The 16,141-nt window shown below is 67.1% G+C and carries 12 protein-coding genes; 4 read left to right on the forward strand and 8 right to left on the reverse strand.

The window, feature by feature from the left end; genetic code table 11:
- Positions 1-23: 23 nt before the first annotated feature.
- From EGJ34_RS06010 to EGJ34_RS06020, 3 genes are all read right to left on the reverse strand, one after another.
- Complete coding sequence (locus tag EGJ34_RS06010; protein ID WP_125359594.1) at positions 24-1,463, reverse strand: ExeM/NucH family extracellular endonuclease; 1,440 nt, start codon at positions 1,461-1,463, stop codon at positions 24-26.
- 276 nt (positions 1,464-1,739) lie between these two features.
- On the reverse strand, positions 1,740-2,258 hold the full coding sequence (locus tag EGJ34_RS06015) for a c-type cytochrome (RefSeq protein ID WP_125359595.1): 519 nt from the start codon (positions 2,256-2,258) through the stop codon (positions 1,740-1,742).
- 115 nt (positions 2,259-2,373) lie between these two features.
- A complete protein-coding gene (locus tag EGJ34_RS06020; RefSeq protein ID WP_125359596.1) occupies positions 2,374-2,979 on the reverse strand; it encodes a TetR/AcrR family transcriptional regulator in 606 nt (201 codons plus the stop codon).
- A gap of 85 nt (positions 2,980-3,064) precedes the next feature.
- On the opposite strand from EGJ34_RS06020, the gene EGJ34_RS06025 reads away from it, so the two are divergent.
- Genes EGJ34_RS06025 through EGJ34_RS06035 form a run of 3 tightly spaced genes read left to right on the forward strand, consistent with a single transcriptional unit; the run spans position 3,065 to position 7,846 of the window.
- Positions 3,065-4,228: an isovaleryl-CoA dehydrogenase gene (locus tag EGJ34_RS06025; RefSeq protein WP_125359597.1), complete on the forward strand. Its 1,164-nt coding sequence runs from the start codon at positions 3,065-3,067 to the stop codon at positions 4,226-4,228.
- 10 nt (positions 4,229-4,238) lie between these two features.
- The gene (locus EGJ34_RS06030; RefSeq protein ID WP_125359598.1) at positions 4,239-5,849 is read left to right on the forward strand and encodes a carboxyl transferase domain-containing protein; all 1,611 of its coding nucleotides are present in this window, start codon (positions 4,239-4,241) and stop codon (positions 5,847-5,849) included.
- An 8-nt stretch (positions 5,850-5,857) separates the two neighbouring features.
- On the forward strand, positions 5,858-7,846 hold the full coding sequence (locus EGJ34_RS06035; protein ID WP_221740387.1) for an acetyl/propionyl/methylcrotonyl-CoA carboxylase subunit alpha: 1,989 nt from the start codon (positions 5,858-5,860) through the stop codon (positions 7,844-7,846).
- A 26-nt stretch (positions 7,847-7,872) separates the two neighbouring features.
- On the opposite strand, the gene EGJ34_RS06040 is transcribed toward EGJ34_RS06035, so the two are convergent.
- Positions 7,873-9,033, reverse strand: coding sequence for a putative peptide maturation dehydrogenase (locus EGJ34_RS06040; RefSeq protein WP_125359600.1), 1,161 nt, complete (start codon positions 9,031-9,033; stop codon positions 7,873-7,875).
- 181 nt (positions 9,034-9,214) lie between these two features.
- Between EGJ34_RS06040 and EGJ34_RS06045 the strand changes: the two genes are divergently transcribed.
- Positions 9,215-9,517, forward strand: coding sequence for an NHLP-related RiPP peptide (locus EGJ34_RS06045; RefSeq protein ID WP_125359601.1), 303 nt, complete (start codon positions 9,215-9,217; stop codon positions 9,515-9,517).
- A gap of 24 nt (positions 9,518-9,541) precedes the next feature.
- Here EGJ34_RS06045 and EGJ34_RS06050 read toward each other — a convergent pair whose 3' ends face one another.
- The 4 genes from EGJ34_RS06050 to aceB all read right to left on the reverse strand — a co-directional run.
- Positions 9,542-12,022: a putative peptide modification system cyclase gene (locus EGJ34_RS06050; RefSeq protein WP_125359602.1), complete on the reverse strand. Its 2,481-nt coding sequence runs from the start codon at positions 12,020-12,022 to the stop codon at positions 9,542-9,544.
- Between the two features lie 13 nt (positions 12,023-12,035).
- Positions 12,036-13,079, reverse strand: a complete 1,044-nt coding sequence (locus EGJ34_RS06055) for a GGDEF domain-containing protein (protein ID WP_125359603.1) — start codon at positions 13,077-13,079, stop codon at positions 12,036-12,038.
- Between the two features lie 222 nt (positions 13,080-13,301).
- On the reverse strand, positions 13,302-14,594 hold the full coding sequence (gene aceA, locus EGJ34_RS06060) for an isocitrate lyase (RefSeq protein WP_125359604.1): 1,293 nt from the start codon (positions 14,592-14,594) through the stop codon (positions 13,302-13,304).
- Positions 14,595-14,683: 89 nt separating this feature from the next.
- Positions 14,684-16,141, reverse strand: a 1,458-nt coding sequence (gene aceB, locus EGJ34_RS06065; protein WP_125359605.1) for a malate synthase A, incomplete at its 5' end; no start/stop codon positions are given.

Here is a 16,141-nt window from a genome sequence, read left to right on the forward strand (position 1 = left end):
GACGGATCGGTCATGCGGCGTTGTTAACGGTCAAACCCCAACAACAACGGATCATGGTCCGAACTGCGCCACGGGCCGGCTTCGTTGCGGTCGCGATAGCCGACGTCATCGGCCTCGTCCGCATTGATATGCCACTCGGCCGCGCCACGCAGGCGCTTGGCCATGCCCGGGCTGAGCAGTGCATGGTCCAGCCGGCCAGTCATGCCGTTGTACACGTAGCTATACGGCTGCTGGATCTTCGCCACGGCGAAGGCGTCCCGCCAGCCGGCGTCATGCAGGGTGCGGATCGGCGCTTCCATCGCATAGGCATTGAAGTCGCCCAGCAGCACTGCGTCCGAGGTACCGGCATGAGTCGGATCGGTCGCCAGCCACTGGTCGAGCAGCCTGGCCGAGGTCACCCGGGTCGCGTTCCAGCAGGCCTGGCCGTCCTTCTGGTCGGCGTCGGCCCCGCTGGCTTCCGAGCAGCCCTTGGACTTGAAGTGGTTGGCCACCACCACGAAGGGCGCACCCTTGCCGGCGCGGAACGCCTGCGCCAGCGGCACCCGGCTGTGCGGACCGAAGGGCGCGGTTTCCAGTACCGCCGGGGCACCCACCGGGGTCACCTTCGAGGCACGGTAGATGATGCCGACCCGGATCGGGTTCTCACCCGGGCCCTTGCTGGCATCAACGAAGCGCCAGTCGCCCTTCGCGCCACGATCGGCATTCAGTGCATCGACCAGTTGGGCGATGGCCGAGTTGGGACCGTAGCCGTCGTTCTCCAGTTCCATCAGCGCGGCGACGTCTGCGCCCAGCGCATTGATGGTGGTGACCAGCTTGGCCTTCTGCGCCTGGTGTTCGGCCAAGGTGCGCGCGCCACGCAGGGTCGGGAAACCGCCGCCCTGGCCATCGCCGTTGAAGAAGTTCTCCAGATTGAAAGCTGCCACCTGCAGGCTGCCGGCGACCTTGGGCACCGCCGGGCGGGCCAGCGCGGGCAGTTTCAGCGGGGTGGTCACCTGCAGGCGGGCCACGCCTTTGTCATCCACCCGCACGATGCCTTCCACGTTGCGCAGCACGGTTCCGGTGCGCAGGTCCGCGCCCGCCGGCAGATAGGCCACCGGGCCGGGGTCACGGGCGCTGCTGCCGTCATCCAGCAACAGGCGGCGGCGCTGGTTGTCGGCGATCACCTTGGCGTGGGCTTCGGTACCCGGCTGGGCGACTTCGCTGGGCTGCCACAGGCGTCCGTCGAAGGCGACGGTGAGTTCGCCGAAGCGGGTCAGGCCATCGGTGCCGGCCAGGGTCAGGGGTGCAGCGATGCGGACCTTCTGACCGTCCAGCGCACGCCAGTCCGCCGGGACGGTGGTCAGGATGACCGGTGCGCTTGCGGCGGTTGCGACCGGTGCCGGCTGGGCCTGCGGTTGGGCCTGGGCGAAGGCGGTGACGGGCAGCAGCAGCGACAGGGCAAAGGCGAGAGGACGGCGGCGCATCGGCGGGCACGGGCAGGTAAGAGACGCACAGGGTATCGCCAGATTGTGGCGGGATGCGTCATGTGATGACGGTTGCCCGCGTTGGGCAAAGGGCGGAACCCCGCCGGGCATGCGCCCGGCGAACAGCGCGATCGTCCTGCGCACGTAGCAATTCGTAGGTACCACGCCATGCGTGGTACCCGCGCGCAGCGCGGCACAAGCGTCCGAAACCCGCATCCACCACGTTGCGACACGCCGACCAACGTTTAGAGGTGGCCGAAAAGGCCGGGGGCAGGGTTACTTCAGATTCGCCAGCATCCAATCCACGGTGGCGTGGATCTGCTCCTCGGTGAGCGCCGGGTTGCCGCCCTTCGGCGGCATGATGCCGCCGTCCGGGCCGGTGTAGCCCTCGATGGCGTGCTTGTACAAGGTGTCCTTGCCCTGCCCCAGGCGCTGGTCCCAATGCGCGTGGTCCAGGGTGGGAGCCTGGCCGACACCGGTGGTGTGGCAGGCGGTGCACAGGTTGTCGAAGATCACCTTGCCGTCGGTCGTGCCGCCATAGGCAACCTGCGCGGCGGCCTTGGCCAGTGCGGCCGCCTTGGCGGCGGCCTGTTCGGCGGCACCGGTGGCACCCGCATAGACAGCACCGGCGGGGGCGATGCGCATTTCGGTGCGCTTGGCCGCCTGCGGCGATACTTCCGCCGGGATCCGGGTGTGCACATACGCAGCGAGCAGGATCAGTCCGAGCGTGATGGCCATCAACAGCGCGATGACCATGGAAAAGCGTTTCAGGAACTCGAGGTCGTAATTCCGCACTCTCTATACCCCTGGCTGATAGTCGTTGGACCACGGCTTGTCGGGCGAGTATGACCAGCGGCGGCAAGCCTGTGCAAGCCGCATTCAAGTGCCGCAATGCAGCAATGGCAAGGCCTCAGCCGCCGGCAGCACGCAGGCAGACCTGGCAGATCGACGCTACCAGCGCGTCTTCGTCGCCGACTGCGTCACGACTGGGCGCCGTTGGCCCCACCAGCGCTTCGGTAAAGGCCCCGACGATGCAGGCGGCGGTCACCCGGGTGTCCTGGGCGGGAAAGCTGCCAGTTGCGACACCGTCTGCCACGATGCGATGGAACACGTCTCCGAACAGCCGCCGACAGCGAATGCGCTCGGCTTCCACTTCCGGGTCCACCGGTTCGGCGATGAAGGCATAGGCCAGCCCAGGGCCGGCCAGCGCGCGGCGCACGAAGGCGGTGATCGCCCGGCGCAGACGCTCCGGTGCGGGCAGGGCTTCCGCGGCAATGCCCTCGAAGATACGCAGTTCGTGCTCCACGGCGGCGGTCAGCACCTCCACGAACAATTCGGCCTTGGACGGGAAGTGACGGTAGATCAGCCCGGTGGAGACCCCGGCCTCGGCGGCCACGGCGGTCACCGGGGCATTGCGGTAGCCGCCGGCGGCAACCAGGGCGCGGGTCGCCAGCAGGATCCGCTCGCGGGCCCCGGCCAGGCGTTCTTCCATCAATGCGGAGCGTTTATAGGCCATTTTCTGATTCTATGTTCAATTTTTGAATTTGTATTCACTTTTACCCCGGAGCGGGCTAGGCTGGCGAAAATCGTGGAGCCCGCCCATGCACGTCCCAACCCTGAACTTCGACCTCGGCGAAGAGATCGACCTGCTGCGCCAGAGCGTGGCCCATTTTGCCTCGGCCGAGGTCGCCCCGCTGGCGGCAAAGGCGGATGAGGAGAATCTGTTCCCGCACGCGCTGTGGCGCAAGCTCGGCGAGCAGGGGCTGCTCGGCCTGACCGTGGAGGAGGAATACGGCGGCAGCGGCATGGGCTACCTGGCCCATGTGGTGGCGATGGAGGAAATCTCGCGGGCCTCCGGCGGTATCGGCCTCAGCTATGGCGCGCACTCCAACCTGTGCGTGAACCAGCTGCGCAAGAACGGGACCGAAGAGCAGAAGCAGCGTTTCCTGCCCGACCTGTGCAGCGGCACCAAGGTCGGCGCGCTGGCGATGAGCGAACCGGGCGCGGGTTCTGACGTGGTGTCGATGAAGCTGCGCGCCGACAAGCGCGGCGACCACTACGTGCTCAACGGCAACAAGATGTGGATCACCAACGGGCCGGACGCCGACGTGCTGGTGGTCTACGCAAAGACCGACCCGGAGGCGGGTGCCAAGGGCATCACCGCCTTCCTGGTGGAGAAGGGCATGAAGGGCTTCTCCACCGCCCAGAAGCTGGACAAGCTGGGCATGCGCGGCTCCAACACCTGCGAACTGGTGTTCGAGAACTGCGAGGTACCTGAGGAAAACGTGCTCGGCACGGTCGGCGGCGGTACCAAGGTGCTGATGTCCGGGCTGGACTACGAGCGGGTGGTGCTGTCCGGCGGCCCGCTGGGGCTGATGGCGGCCGCGCTGGACGTGGTGATGCCCTACGTCCACGAGCGCAAACAGTTCGGCGAGGCGATCGGCACCTTCCAGCTGATCCAGGCCAAGCTGGCCGACATGTATGTCGGTCTGAATGCATGCCGGGCCTATGTCTACGCGGTGGCACGCGCCTGCGATCAGGGCCGCACCACCCGCCAGGATGCCGCCGGTGCCATTCTGTATTCGGCCGAGAAGGCCACCTGGTTGACCGGCCAGGCGATCCAGATCCTCGGTGGCAACGGCTACATCAACGAGTACCCCACCGGCCGGCTGTGGCGCGATGCCAAGCTGTACGAGATCGGTGCGGGCACCTCGGAGATCCGCCGCATGCTGATCGGCCGCGAACTGTTCCAGCGCACCAAGTAAGGGTCCTGCGATGAGCGTACTGAGCACCCAGCTGCAACCAGGCAGCGAGACGTTTGAAGCCAACCGCGCGGCACTGCAGGCCGTGGTCGATGACCTGCGCGCCACGCTGGCGCAGACCGCGCGCGGCGGCAGCGACGCCGCCCGGCAGAAGCACACCGCGCGCGGCAAGCTGCTGGTACGCGAGCGCATCGATGCATTGCTGGACCCGGGCAGCGCGTTCCTGGAAATTGCCCCGCTGGCCGCACACGGCATGTATGACGACCCGATTCCCAGTGCCGGCGTGGTCGCCGGCATCGGCCGCGTGTCCGGGGTGGAATGCGTGATCGTGGCCAACGATGCCACGGTGAAGGGCGGCACCTATTACCCGATTACGGTGAAGAAGCACCTGCGCGCGCAGGAAGTGGCCGAACAGAACCGCCTGCCGTGCATCTATCTGGTCGACTCCGGTGGCGCGTTCCTGCCACTGCAGGACGAGGTGTTCCCCGACCGCGACCATTTCGGCCGCATCTTCTACAACCAGGCCAACCTGTCGGCGCAGGGCATTCCGCAGATCGCCTGCGTGATGGGTTCGTGCACCGCCGGCGGTGCCTATGTGCCAGCGATGAGCGATGAAACGGTGATCGTGCGCGAACAGGGCACCATCTTCCTGGGCGGCCCGCCACTGGTGAAGGCTGCCACCGGCGAAGTGGTGAGTGCCGAGGAACTGGGGGGAGCCGACGTGCACACGCGCATTTCCGGCGTGGCCGACCACATGGCCGACAACGACCTGCAGGCGCTGGCGCGGGTGCGCGCGATCATTGCCCAGCTCAACTGGCGCAAGCCCGAGCCGGCGCTGGCGGTGCAGGCTCCGCTGGAGCCGCGCTATCCGGCGCAGGAACTGTACGGCGTGATTCCCGCCGACACCCGCAAGCCCTACGACGTGCGCGAGGTGATCATGCGCCTGGTCGATGATTCGCGCTTTGACGAGTTCAAGCCGCGCTACGGCAACACCCTGGTCACGGGCTTTGCGCATCTGCACGGCTACCCGGTCGGCATCATCGCCAACAACGGCATCCTGTTCTCCGAGTCGGCGCTGAAGGGCGCGCACTTCATTGAACTGTGCACCCAGCGCGGTATTCCGCTGGTGTTCCTGCAGAACATCACCGGCTTCATGGTCGGCCGCAAGTACGAGCACGGCGGCATCGCCAAGGACGGAGCCAAGCTGGTGATGGCGGTGGCCTGCGCCAAGGTACCCAAATTCACCGTGGTGATCGGCGGCTCGTTCGGGGCCGGCAACTACGGCATGTGTGGGCGCGCCTATTCGCCCAACTTCCTGTGGATGTGGCCGAACGCGCGCATCGGCGTGATGGGCGGCGAGCAGGCCGCCAGCGTGCTGGCCACGGTGAAGCGCGACGGCATTGAAGCCAAGGGCGGGCAGTGGTCGGCCGAAGAAGAAGACCGGTTCAAGACCCCGATCCGCGACCAGTTCGAGCAGCAGGGCCATCCCTATTACGCCAGCGCGCGGTTGTGGGATGACGGTGTGATCGATCCGGCCGATACCCGCCGCGTGCTGGCGCTTGCTCTGTCGGCCAGCCTCAATGCACCGGCGCGTAACACCGCGTTCGGCGTGTTCCGCATGTAACCCGGAAGATGACCATGTTCACCAAGATCCTGATCGCCAACCGCGGCGAAATTGCCTGCCGCGTCATCGCCACCTGCCAGCGCCTGGGCATTGCCACGGTGGCGGCGTATTCCGACGCCGACCGCAACGCACGGCATGTGCGGCTGGCCGACGAAGCGGTAGCGATTGGTCCGGCCCCGGCGCGCGAGAGCTATCTGCGCGCTGACGCGATCCTGGCCGCCGCGCGCCAGACCGGTGCACAGGCGATCCATCCGGGCTACGGCTTCCTTTCGGAAAACGCGGACTTTGCCCAGGCGTGTGCCGATGCCGGGATCGTGTTCATCGGCCCGTCGGCGTCGGCGATCCGGGCGATGGGTGACAAGAGTGCGGCCAAGGCGCTGATGCAGCAGGCCGGCGTACCGCTGACCCCGGGTTACCACGGCGATGCCCAGGCACCGGATTTCCTGCGAGACCAGGCCGACGCCATCGGCTACCCGGTGCTGATCAAGGCCAGCGCCGGTGGCGGCGGCAAGGGCATGCGCCGGGTCGACGACAGCGCCGCCTTTGTAGATGCGCTGACCAGCTGCCAGCGCGAGGCACAATCCGCGTTCGGCAATGCGCACGTGCTGGTGGAGAAGTACGTGGAGCGCCCGCGCCACATCGAGATCCAGGTGTTCGGCGACAGCCACGGCAACGTCGTATACCTGTTCGAGCGCGACTGCTCGGTGCAGCGTCGTCACCAGAAAGTGCTGGAAGAAGCGCCCGCGCCCGGCATGACGCCGGAGCGCCGCGCGGCAATGGGCACTGCGGCGGTCAATGCCGCGCGCGCGGTGAACTATGTTGGCGCGGGCACGGTGGAGTTCATCGCCGGCCCGGATGGCGATTTCTACTTCATGGAAATGAACACCCGCCTGCAGGTGGAACACCCGGTAACGGAATGCATCACCGGCACCGACCTGGTGGAGTGGCAGCTGCGCGTGGCCAGTGGTGAACCGCTGCCGCTGCAGCAGGAACAGCTGCAGATCCACGGTCATGCACTGGAGGCGCGTCTGTATGCGGAGGACGCAGACCGCGGATTCCTGCCCTCCACCGGCACGCTGCGGCACCTGCATCTGCCCGCGAACGGCACGCACGTGCGCGTGGACGCTGGCGTCGAACAGGGCGATGCGATCACCCCGTACTACGACCCGATGATCGCCAAGCTGATCGTCTGGGACGTGGACCGCGAGGCCGCGCTGCGGCGCATGCAGCAGGCGCTGGCCGAGTGCGAAGTGGTCGGCGTGACCACCAATGCCGCGTTCCTGCGCCGACTGGTGATGACCGACTCGTTTGCCGGTGCGAAGCTGGACACCGCGCTGATCGAGCGTGAGCACAGCGCCCTGGCACCGCCAACGGCGGTGGCCGACCCCGCTGTCTGGGCGCTGGCGGCGGTCGCCGTGATTGGAACCGAGGCGGCCGCGCACAGCGATGCGCACGACCCGCATTCCCCGTGGCAGGCCCGCGATGGCTGGCGACTCGGCCAGCGCGCGGGACGCGCGCTCACCCTGGAGCATGCGGGCACCCAGACCCGGGTCGACGTCACCGCCGACGGCGATGTGTGGACCGTCCAGGTGGAAGGACACGCCTTGCAGGCGCGCGGCAGCCTTGCTCGCGAATGGCTCTCCCTGCAGGTCGGCGACACCCTGCATCGTGCCCACATCGTGCGCGACGGTGCGGACGTGTATCTGTTCGGCGGAGAAGGCGTACGCCGCCTCACCCTGCATGATCCGGTCAGCGAAGCGGACCAGAGCGTCGCCGACGCCGGCAGTCTGCTGGCACCCATGCCCGGGCGCGTTGTCGCCACGCTGGTGGCGGCGGGCACCGCGGTGGCACGCGGCACGCCGCTGCTGGTGCTGGAGGCAATGAAGATGGAGCATACGCTGCAGGCTCCGGCTGACGGCACCGTGCAAGGCTACCGGGTCAAGGCGGGCGACCAGGTGGGCGATGGAGCCGTTCTGGTCGATTTTGAGGCGACCTGAGTGCTGACGACGCGCAATGCGCGTCGCTAGGCGGGCCAGACCACGCGGTTGGGATCGAACTCGGTGGTGGTCAGGGTCCCGCTCCGCCAACCGACGCCGACCACGGCAACCGGTCCCTGGGTGATGCCATCCAGTCCAAACGCCTGCTCGATGTCCACGTCGTTGATGGCGGCAGTCACGAATGCCGCCAGTCCACGTTCGGTGGCCGCCATGTACAGCGCCTGCGAGATATGGCCGATATCCAGAAGCAGCGCGCGATACGCCTTGGCGTGATTGCGGTACTTCCACTGCGTGCGCGCAAAGCGCGGCACCAGTACCAGATGCGCGGCGGCATTGGAAAACCAGTCCTGCCCGGACACCATGCGTTCGGCGATCTCCTGTAGCGGCCGGTCAGATGGTCGCGGCAGGGCCGCCAGCGCATGCCTGATCGGATGATAGTGATACAGCCCGGGTTCCAGCCCCTGCACCCGCTGCACCAGCAGATAGGTTTCGGTGGCGTGGAGCCCGCCGCCTGAAGGCACGTGCTTCTTGAGGAACTGCGTGTCAGCGTCCACCTGCACCACCGCCTGTGCTTTCACCGTGCGCTGCAGCAGCTGTGCCAGCAGCTCGCTGCTGATGCTTCGTTCCGCGTCGAAGTTGCGGCAGGTGGTACGGCGCTCAAGCAGCCGGTCGTACTCCGTTGTCTCCACTGCCGGCAGCGCCTGGTAAGGCCCGGTCCGCTCCTGCACCGCCGGTGGAGGAACACCGAGCTGCTGACGCAGCTCCCTGGCGGTCACCATGTGGTTGTCGCGCATCTCCGCCGCACTGTTCACGCCTTGCCAGCGACCGTGACGGTGTGCCAACGCTGCAAGCGGCCACCAGTGCCCGTCGCGCACCGCTTCATCGCGCTGGCGATGCGCGTGGTGCTGCGCGGCGTCGGATATCAGCAGGCCGGCTTCCAGCAGGCCCAGCCAGTCCCCTGACGAGTGGCTGACCTCATCTACGGGTGTCCATTGGCGCGGGCTCAGCGCACCGAGCAGTTCACGCTGCGATGCCGTCACCGGCACGGGCTGCTCCAGGTGCGCGGCAAGCGCGAACCACGCAGTGGTCGAGGACAGTTCGGCGCGGCCGGCCAGAATCGCCGTAAGGTCCACGCTGACCTGTTCCCGGGGCTCGAACATGACAGTGGTGCAACGGCGCAGTTTCATCAGGGAACCGACCACGGTGGGGTAGGCACATTCTAGAGGGCAGGAATGCAGGTGCGTGCCGCGTGTCCGGACGACGGCGGTTTCTGCGTTGGCCCGGAATCGCCAGGCGTCGCGGCGTCCGGAACTACATTACCGACCCCGTCGGCCGATAACCCTGACTCCTCCTACTGGATCAACTGCAATGAGCAGCGACACCCCGGAACCGAACAAGATCGCCCCCGAAGCCGCCGCGCGCCTGGTGTCCCGTCTGATTGACGACGCCGGTTTCCGGGAGTTGTTCCAGAAGGACGCCACCCGGGCACTGGCCGAGGTCGGCATTGACGTGGAGGCCCATCCGGACTGCTGCGATATCCAGCAGCTGGCCAGCGTGGAGGAGCTGCGCGCGGTGCAGGCGCAGCTGGAGAAGTACCTGAGCACGTCCTATCAGTCGATGCTGGTGCCGCATTGCTTCGAAGCGGGCAAGGCCAGCGACGCGCTGGAATGAACCGGGTGCCAGCCTGCGTCCGGCCTACCGGGAACGCAGGCTGGCGTCAGCCAGAATGTCGTGCACGTTCAGCGGCTGCATCAGCTGCATGGATGCCAGTTCGGCGATCGCGCCGCCGCGATGGTCGAACAGCCACTCGTTCTGCTTCTGGAATGCTTCGGCATTGCCCAGCCGGCGCTGCACATCGCGCAGTACCACCCGCGCCTGCACCGGCTCGGTACCATCCAGCAGAGGCCGCAGCAGCGCTTCGGCCTGGGCTGGCTGGTTCCTTCCCAGTTGCTGCATGGCCAGCACGATGGTGTGCCACTTGCCGATGACCGGACTCTTCTGGGCCCGGATGAGGGCCTCATGGTCGCGCAGCAGTTGATCAGCGCGCGCGAGGTCACCCTGGCGCTGGGCGAGATACGCAAGCGACAACACGCGCAGCAGGCGGTCGGACAGATTGGGACTGGCGGTGTCCTTCAGCAACGGCAGCAGCTGATTGGCCACGGCCGCCAGTGCAGCGGGGTTGCGTCGCTCACAGGCGGTATCCACGACCGCGTGCATCAGCAGCACATGCGTGCGGAAGTCGACTGACTCCGTTGGAGCGTCCTCGCTGGACAGGGCATCGGCCATGCCGGTGCAGTCGTCCTGGTCGGCGGCAAGCAGCACGCGAACGCGCTGGTGCATGATGGTCTGCAGCTCGTCGCGGGCCTTGGGCAGCTTTGCCAGCAGTGCCTGCGCATCCTTGTAGCGACGCTGGGCGATCAGCACGTCCACCCGTGTATCGCTGGCATCGCGACCGGTCAGCTGCTCGGCGGTCTGGAAACTGCGCAGCGCTTCGTCGTACCGGTTCGTGCCCAACTGGATCCAACCGGTGTAGCCGATCGGATAGGCACGCAGCGGAGCCTGCGGCACCGAGGCGGCTCGGGCATAGCGCTCGGCTTCCGCGTAGCGGTTGTCCATCAGCAGGAAGCCGGCGGTGTTGGCCTGTCCCGCGAACGAGTCGGGATAGACTTCGGCCAGCACGCGCCAGTCTTCCAGCGGCCAGCCGTCCGGGCGCAACTCGCTGTTCCAGGCTTTCAGGTACAGGCGCTCGCGGTGTGGCAACCGCTCATTGAGAGCGAGCGCCCGATGCAGGTGCGGCAGCGCTTCGGCGCGCTGGTCCATCCGCACGAGCAGCCTGGCCAGGCCCATGTGTGCCATGGCGAAGTCGGGATCAGCGTCCAGTGCGGCCTCGTAGAGCTTGGCGGCCTCGGTGAACCGGCGTCGGCCCAGCGCATTTTCCGCGAGGGCGAACGATTTGAGTGCCTGCAGATTGTCAGTGGACGCCTGCGGCAGCGGCACTGACTGCTGCACCGACGCCACGGTTTCGCCAAGGCCGGCACGCAGACGTCCGACCACGTCATCCACCGCGCCGACCACGGCGTCAGGGGTCTGTGCATTGGCGTGATAGCTGCGTACCACCGCGCGGCTGACCGGGTCGACCAGGTCCACTGCCACCCGATAATGCCCGTTTGACCGATGGATGCTGGGAGCCAGGACCATGCGCGCGCCCTCGCGCGAGGCCACGTCGCCGGCGAGGTTGCGGTCCAGTGCGCGTTCGACGGGCACGCGCAGCAACTCGCGCGACTCCTTGACCTTGCTGTCGGCCAACACGTTCACGTAGCGCGACTGCTCCAGGCTCAGCTGCAGGGCACGCCGAAGGCTGTCATCGAACAAGGTGTCGCCGCTGGCGTTGTCGACATCGGCCAGCACGACCCAGTCGCGCTCGGCGAAGGCGATGGCCGGCTCGGGCCGCAGCAGGATCCACCCGCCAATACCCAGCACCGCCAGCAACGCCATTTCGGCAGCCAGCGCCGCCGGCCTGCGCCAGAGCGGCAGCTTGCGTTGCGCCTTGGGGGTGTGCCTGGGCATGCGCAGTGGGGCAAAACCCGGCTCGCCGACCTCGAACACCTCCTGGGGAGCGGGCACGCCCTTGAACAGCCATGGACCATGGGAGCGCCACTGAAGCTTCCCGGCCCGTTCGCCCAGTTCACTGCTGGCACGGCGGGAGAGCGACTCGGCGACCGAGGAGAGCAGGATCTGGCCCGGCCGGGCCAGCGCCATCAGGCGCGCCGCCATCGGCTTGGCCAGCCCTTCCACTTCCACCGGCTTGGCCCCGGCCTGGATCGCCTCGGGGCTGTTGTCCCAGATCAGCACTTCGCCCACGTGCAGCCCGGCACGGGCGCGCAGCGGAAGATTGCGCTGCTGCGCCAGCTTGTGCACTTCACGCTGGTAGTCCAGCGCGAAGCCCAGGCCATCAATGGCACGGTCGAACAGCAGGAACAGGCCATCGGACCGGTCGATCTGCTGGCCGTTCCACTGCTGCTGAAGTGCCAGCACCAGACGGTCGTGATGCTGGAACAGCTCGGCGGCGGCGGCATCGCCGATGCGCTCGACCAGCACCAGCGAATCGCACAGGTCGGTGAACAGCAGGGCGCGAAGCTGCGGGGCCTGGGTCGACGTTCCGATGTCGCCGTTCATGAGGGGATTCCCGTCAGGGCTTGGCGGTCGCGGCACGCGACCAGTGCAGGCGGTTACCGCCCAGGCGCTTGGCCTGGTAAAGCGCGTTGTCGGCGCGAGCGTACCACTCGCTCCAGTCGGTGTGGGGCTCGAGCAGGCAGACCCCGATGCTGACCGGGCAGATGTTGGGGTGTGCGGTGACGCGGCCGAGCAGACCCTGGACGGCACTGAGGACGAACTCGGCCGCATGCTGCAGGCTGTCGCGGTCGGCATGGCGCAGCAGCAGACAGAACTCGTCCCCGCCAAGGCGGCAGGCACGGTCGTCCTCGGTGGCGACCGACCGCAGGATGTTGGCCACGCTCTGCAGGACCCGGTCACCGGCCTGGTGGCCGTGCTCGTCGTTGACCTGCTTGAACTGGTCGCAGTCGATCAGCAGCAGGCCCTGGGGCGCACCGTGGTCGGTGCTGCGGCATTCCTGCAGGTACAGGGCCAGGCCGCGGCGGTTGTGCAGGCCGGTCAATTCGTCGGTGCGCACCAGTTCACGGGTGTGGGTGAGCTGGTGGGTGGTGACATACAGATTGTCGAGCGCGGCTTCGAGGTCGTGATTGCGACGGCGCAGCTGGCGGATCAGGACCTGTTCATTGCTGACCACGCGCATGATGGTGCGGCGAAGGAAGTAGGCGACCATCCCCGGGTCGCGGTCGACCAGGCGCTGGAACTGGTCGTGGCCCAGTTCCAGCACGATGCTGTCGACGGTGGCGCGGGCGTCCGCGCTGCGCGGGTGGTCACCGATGAGCAGGCCGAGTTCGCCGAAGAATTCCTGCGGGCCAAGCGTCTTCACGACAAGGTCTTCGCCGAAGTCGAGCTCGATGCTGCCACTGACGATGACGTACATGGTGCCGCCGGCCTGACCACTGTGGAACAGGTAGTCGCCACTGCGCAGCTGCAGCTGCTGGCCGAATTCAGCGAAAAGTGCGAATTCACCGGCGCTCAGCACGGCATGCACGATGTCAGCCATCGCGGTTTCCGCGATGCCTGGTTCCTGCGCGCACACTTGCGTTGCAAACTTGCCGGTCATCCCGTGCACCCGCTTCCCAGCGTCCCCCGGTGAGCAGACGAGGATAGCACTCCTGAAAAGTGTGCGCCTCATCCCAGTTCCATTAAAAACGGCCAAAATTTCGGGTGTTGGCCGTTGGCCCGTGGTGGGTGGAACGCGGGTTCGGGGGAGGAGCGGCCAGCGGATCATGTGAAGACGAAGGGTCCGGGCCATGCCCGGCACCCCCGAGGCGTTGCGTGAAGATCAGGCGGCTTGGCCGGCGCTGAACTGTTCTTCTTCGGTGGAGCCGGTCAGGGCGGTGGTGGAGGACTGGCCCTGCTGGATGGCCTGGGTGACCGCGTCGAAGTAGCCAGTGCCGACCTCGCGCTGGTGCTTCACCGCGGTGAAGCCGCGGTCGGCGGCGGCGAATTCGGCTTCCTGCAACTCCACGAAGGCGCTCATCTGGCGGCGGGCGTAGCCGTGGGCCAGGTTGAACATCGAGTAGTTCAAGGCGTGGAAACCCGCCAGGGTGATGAACTGGAACTTGTAACCGTAGCTGGCGATTTCCTTCTGGAACTTCGCAATCGTGGCGTCGTCCAGGTTCTTCTTCCAGTTGAAGCTCGGCGAGCAGTTGTAAGCCAGCAGCTTGCCCGGGAACTTTGCGTGGATCGCCTCGGCGAACTTCCGCGCGAACTCCAGGTCCGGCTTGCCGGTTTCACACCAGATCAGGTCAGCGTAGGGCGCATACGCCAGGCCGCGGCTGATCGCCTGGTCCAGGCCGTTGCGGGTGCGGTAGAAGCCTTCGGGGGTGCGCTCACCGGTGGTGAACGGCTGGTCGTTGCCGTCGATGTCGCTGGTCAGCAGGTCGGCGGCCTCGGCATCGGTACGCGCCACCAGCAGGGTCGGCACGCCCAGCACATCGGCAGCCAGGCGCGCGGCGTTCAACTTCTCGATCGCCTCGCGGGTCGGCACCAGCACCTTGCCCCCCATGTGACCGCACTTCTTCACCGAGGCCAGCTGGTCCTCGAAATGCACGCCGGCTGCGCCCGCTTCGATCATGGCCTTCATCAGTTCGAAGGCATTGAGCACGCCACCGAAGCCCGCTTCGGCATCCGCCACGATCGGCTGCAGGAAGTCGATCTCGTCCTTGCCTTCCGCGTGGTGCAGCTGGTCGGCGCGCAGCAGCGTGTTGTTGATCCGCTTCACCACCGCCGGCACCGAATCGGCCGGATACAGCGACTGGTCCGGATACATCTGGCCGGCCAGGTTGGCATCGGCCGCCACCTGCCAGCCCGACAGGTAGATCGCATTCAGACCCGCCTTCACCTGCTGCATCGCCTGGTTGCCGGTCAGCGCGCCGAGTGCGTTGACGAAATCCTTTTCATGCAGGTACTTCCACAGCTTTTCCGCGCCCAACCGGGCCAGCGAGTGCTCCACGTGCACCGTGCCGCGCAGGCGCACCACGTCGGCGGCGGTGTAGTTGCGGGTGATGCCGGCCCAGCGCGGGTCGGTGTTCCATTCGTGCTGGATCTGTTCGGCGGTCTGCAGCTTGCTCATGTCGGTTCTCCAGGTGATGGGACAGCGGGGCAGAGCCCCGCTCTACAAGTGATCGTGGGTGTAGAGCGGGGCTCTGCCCCGCTGGCGGATCAATCCAACCGGTCGTAAGCCGGCAACGTCAGAAAATCGGTCAACTGATCGCGCCGGCTCAGCTCGCCCAGCAGCGCAATCGCCTCTTCAATCCGCGCCCCTCCGGGCAGCGCGCTGCGATCACCCAGCCGCGCCGGGAGGCCGGCCAAGGTTGCGTCCAGCAGCGCCAGATCAATCGCGGTGCCGTCGTCCAGGTGCTGGCCTGGCACGTGCAGCCACTGCCACAACTGGCTGCGGCTGATCTCGGCGGTGGCGGCGTCTTCCATCAGGTGATGGATCGGCACGCAGCCATTGCCGTCCAACCACGCGGCCAGATAGCGCACGCAGACTTCCACGTTGCCCTCGAAGCCGGCGCGGGTGATCGTGCCGGCGGGCGTGGCAATCAACGCATCGCGATTCACCTTCACGTCCCGGCGCAGCACGTCATGCTGATTCGGCCCGGGCATGTGCTCGTCGAAGATCGCCTGCGCCACCGGAATCAGCGCCGGGTGCGCCACCCAGGTGCCGTCATGGCCGGCGGTGACTTCGCGCAGCTTGTCCGCCCGCACCCGCGCCATCGCCTGCTCGTTGGCGGCGGCATCGTGGTTGATCGGAATCTGCGCGGCCATGCCGCCCATCGCATGTGCACCACGGCGGTGGCAGGTCTGGATCAGCAGCTCCGAATACGCCTTCAGGAACGGCTGGGTCATGGTCACCTGGCCACGCTCGGGCAGCACCTTGTCCGGGTGCGCGCGGAAGGTCTTGATGTACGAGAAGATGTAATCCCAGCGCCCGCAGTTCAAACCGACGATCCGGTCGCGCAGCGCGTGCAGGATCTCGTCCATCTCGAACACCGCCGGCAGGGTTTCGATCAGCACCGTCACCTTGATCTGCCCGTGCGGCAGGCCGAGCATGCCTTCGATGTGCGACAGCGCGGTCTCCCACAGCGCGGCCTCCTCCATCGACTGCAGCTTGGGCAGGTAGAAGTACGGGCCACGCTGGCGGCACATCAGGGTGCGGGCGTTGTGGAAGGCGAACACCGCCGCGTCGAACAGACCACCGGCCAGCGGCTGGCCGTCGATACGCACGTGCTTCTCGTCCAGGTGCCAGCCGCGCGGACGCACGATCAGCACTGCCTGTTCCTGCAGCGGGCGCAGCGCGTAGTGCTTGCCCGGCTTGCCGTCCACGCCGGGGCCGGTGAAGGTCAGGTCGCCGCGCACCGCGCCGATCAGGGCCTGCTGGCCGGCCAGCACGTTGCGCCAGGCCGGGGCGGTGGAATCCTCGAAGTCGGCCATGAACACCTTGGCCCCGGAGTTCAGCGCGTTGATCACCATCTTCGGGTCGGTCGGCCCGGTGATCTCCACGCGGCGGTCCTGCAGGGCGTCCGGAATCGGGGCGACCTTCCAGTCGTCGGCGCGGATATGCGCGGTGTCGGCGCGGAAGTCCGGCAGCTCGCCGGCGTCGAAACGCGCCTGGCG

Source organism: Stenotrophomonas sp. 278 (genome assembly GCF_003935715.1).
Taxonomy (GTDB): Bacteria; Pseudomonadota; Gammaproteobacteria; order Xanthomonadales; family Xanthomonadaceae; genus Stenotrophomonas; species Stenotrophomonas maltophilia_AH.

Coding starts and splice junctions, on each gene's coding strand:
- EGJ34_RS06050 (WP_125359602.1), bottom strand. CDS start 12,022: ATGAACGGCGACATCGGAACGTCGACCCAGGCCCCGCAGCTTCGCGCC.
- EGJ34_RS06040 (WP_125359600.1), bottom strand. CDS start 9,033: ATGAAACTGCGCCGTTGCACCACTGTCATGTTCGAGCCCCGGGAACAG.
- EGJ34_RS06030 (WP_125359598.1), top strand. CDS start 4,239: ATGAGCGTACTGAGCACCCAGCTGCAACCAGGCAGCGAGACGTTTGAA.
- aceA (WP_125359604.1), bottom strand. CDS start 14,594: ATGAGCAAGCTGCAGACCGCCGAACAGATCCAGCACGAATGGAACACC.
- EGJ34_RS06035 (WP_221740387.1), top strand. CDS start 5,858: ATGACCATGTTCACCAAGATCCTGATCGCCAACCGCGGCGAAATTGCC.
- EGJ34_RS06055 (WP_125359603.1), bottom strand. CDS start 13,079: ATGACCGGCAAGTTTGCAACGCAAGTGTGCGCGCAGGAACCAGGCATC.
- EGJ34_RS06010 (WP_125359594.1), bottom strand. CDS start 1,463: ATGCGCCGCCGTCCTCTCGCCTTTGCCCTGTCGCTGCTGCTGCCCGTC.
- EGJ34_RS06025 (WP_125359597.1), top strand. CDS start 3,065: ATGCACGTCCCAACCCTGAACTTCGACCTCGGCGAAGAGATCGACCTG.
- EGJ34_RS06045 (WP_125359601.1), top strand. CDS start 9,215: ATGAGCAGCGACACCCCGGAACCGAACAAGATCGCCCCCGAAGCCGCC.
- EGJ34_RS06020 (WP_125359596.1), bottom strand. CDS start 2,979: ATGGCCTATAAACGCTCCGCATTGATGGAAGAACGCCTGGCCGGGGCC.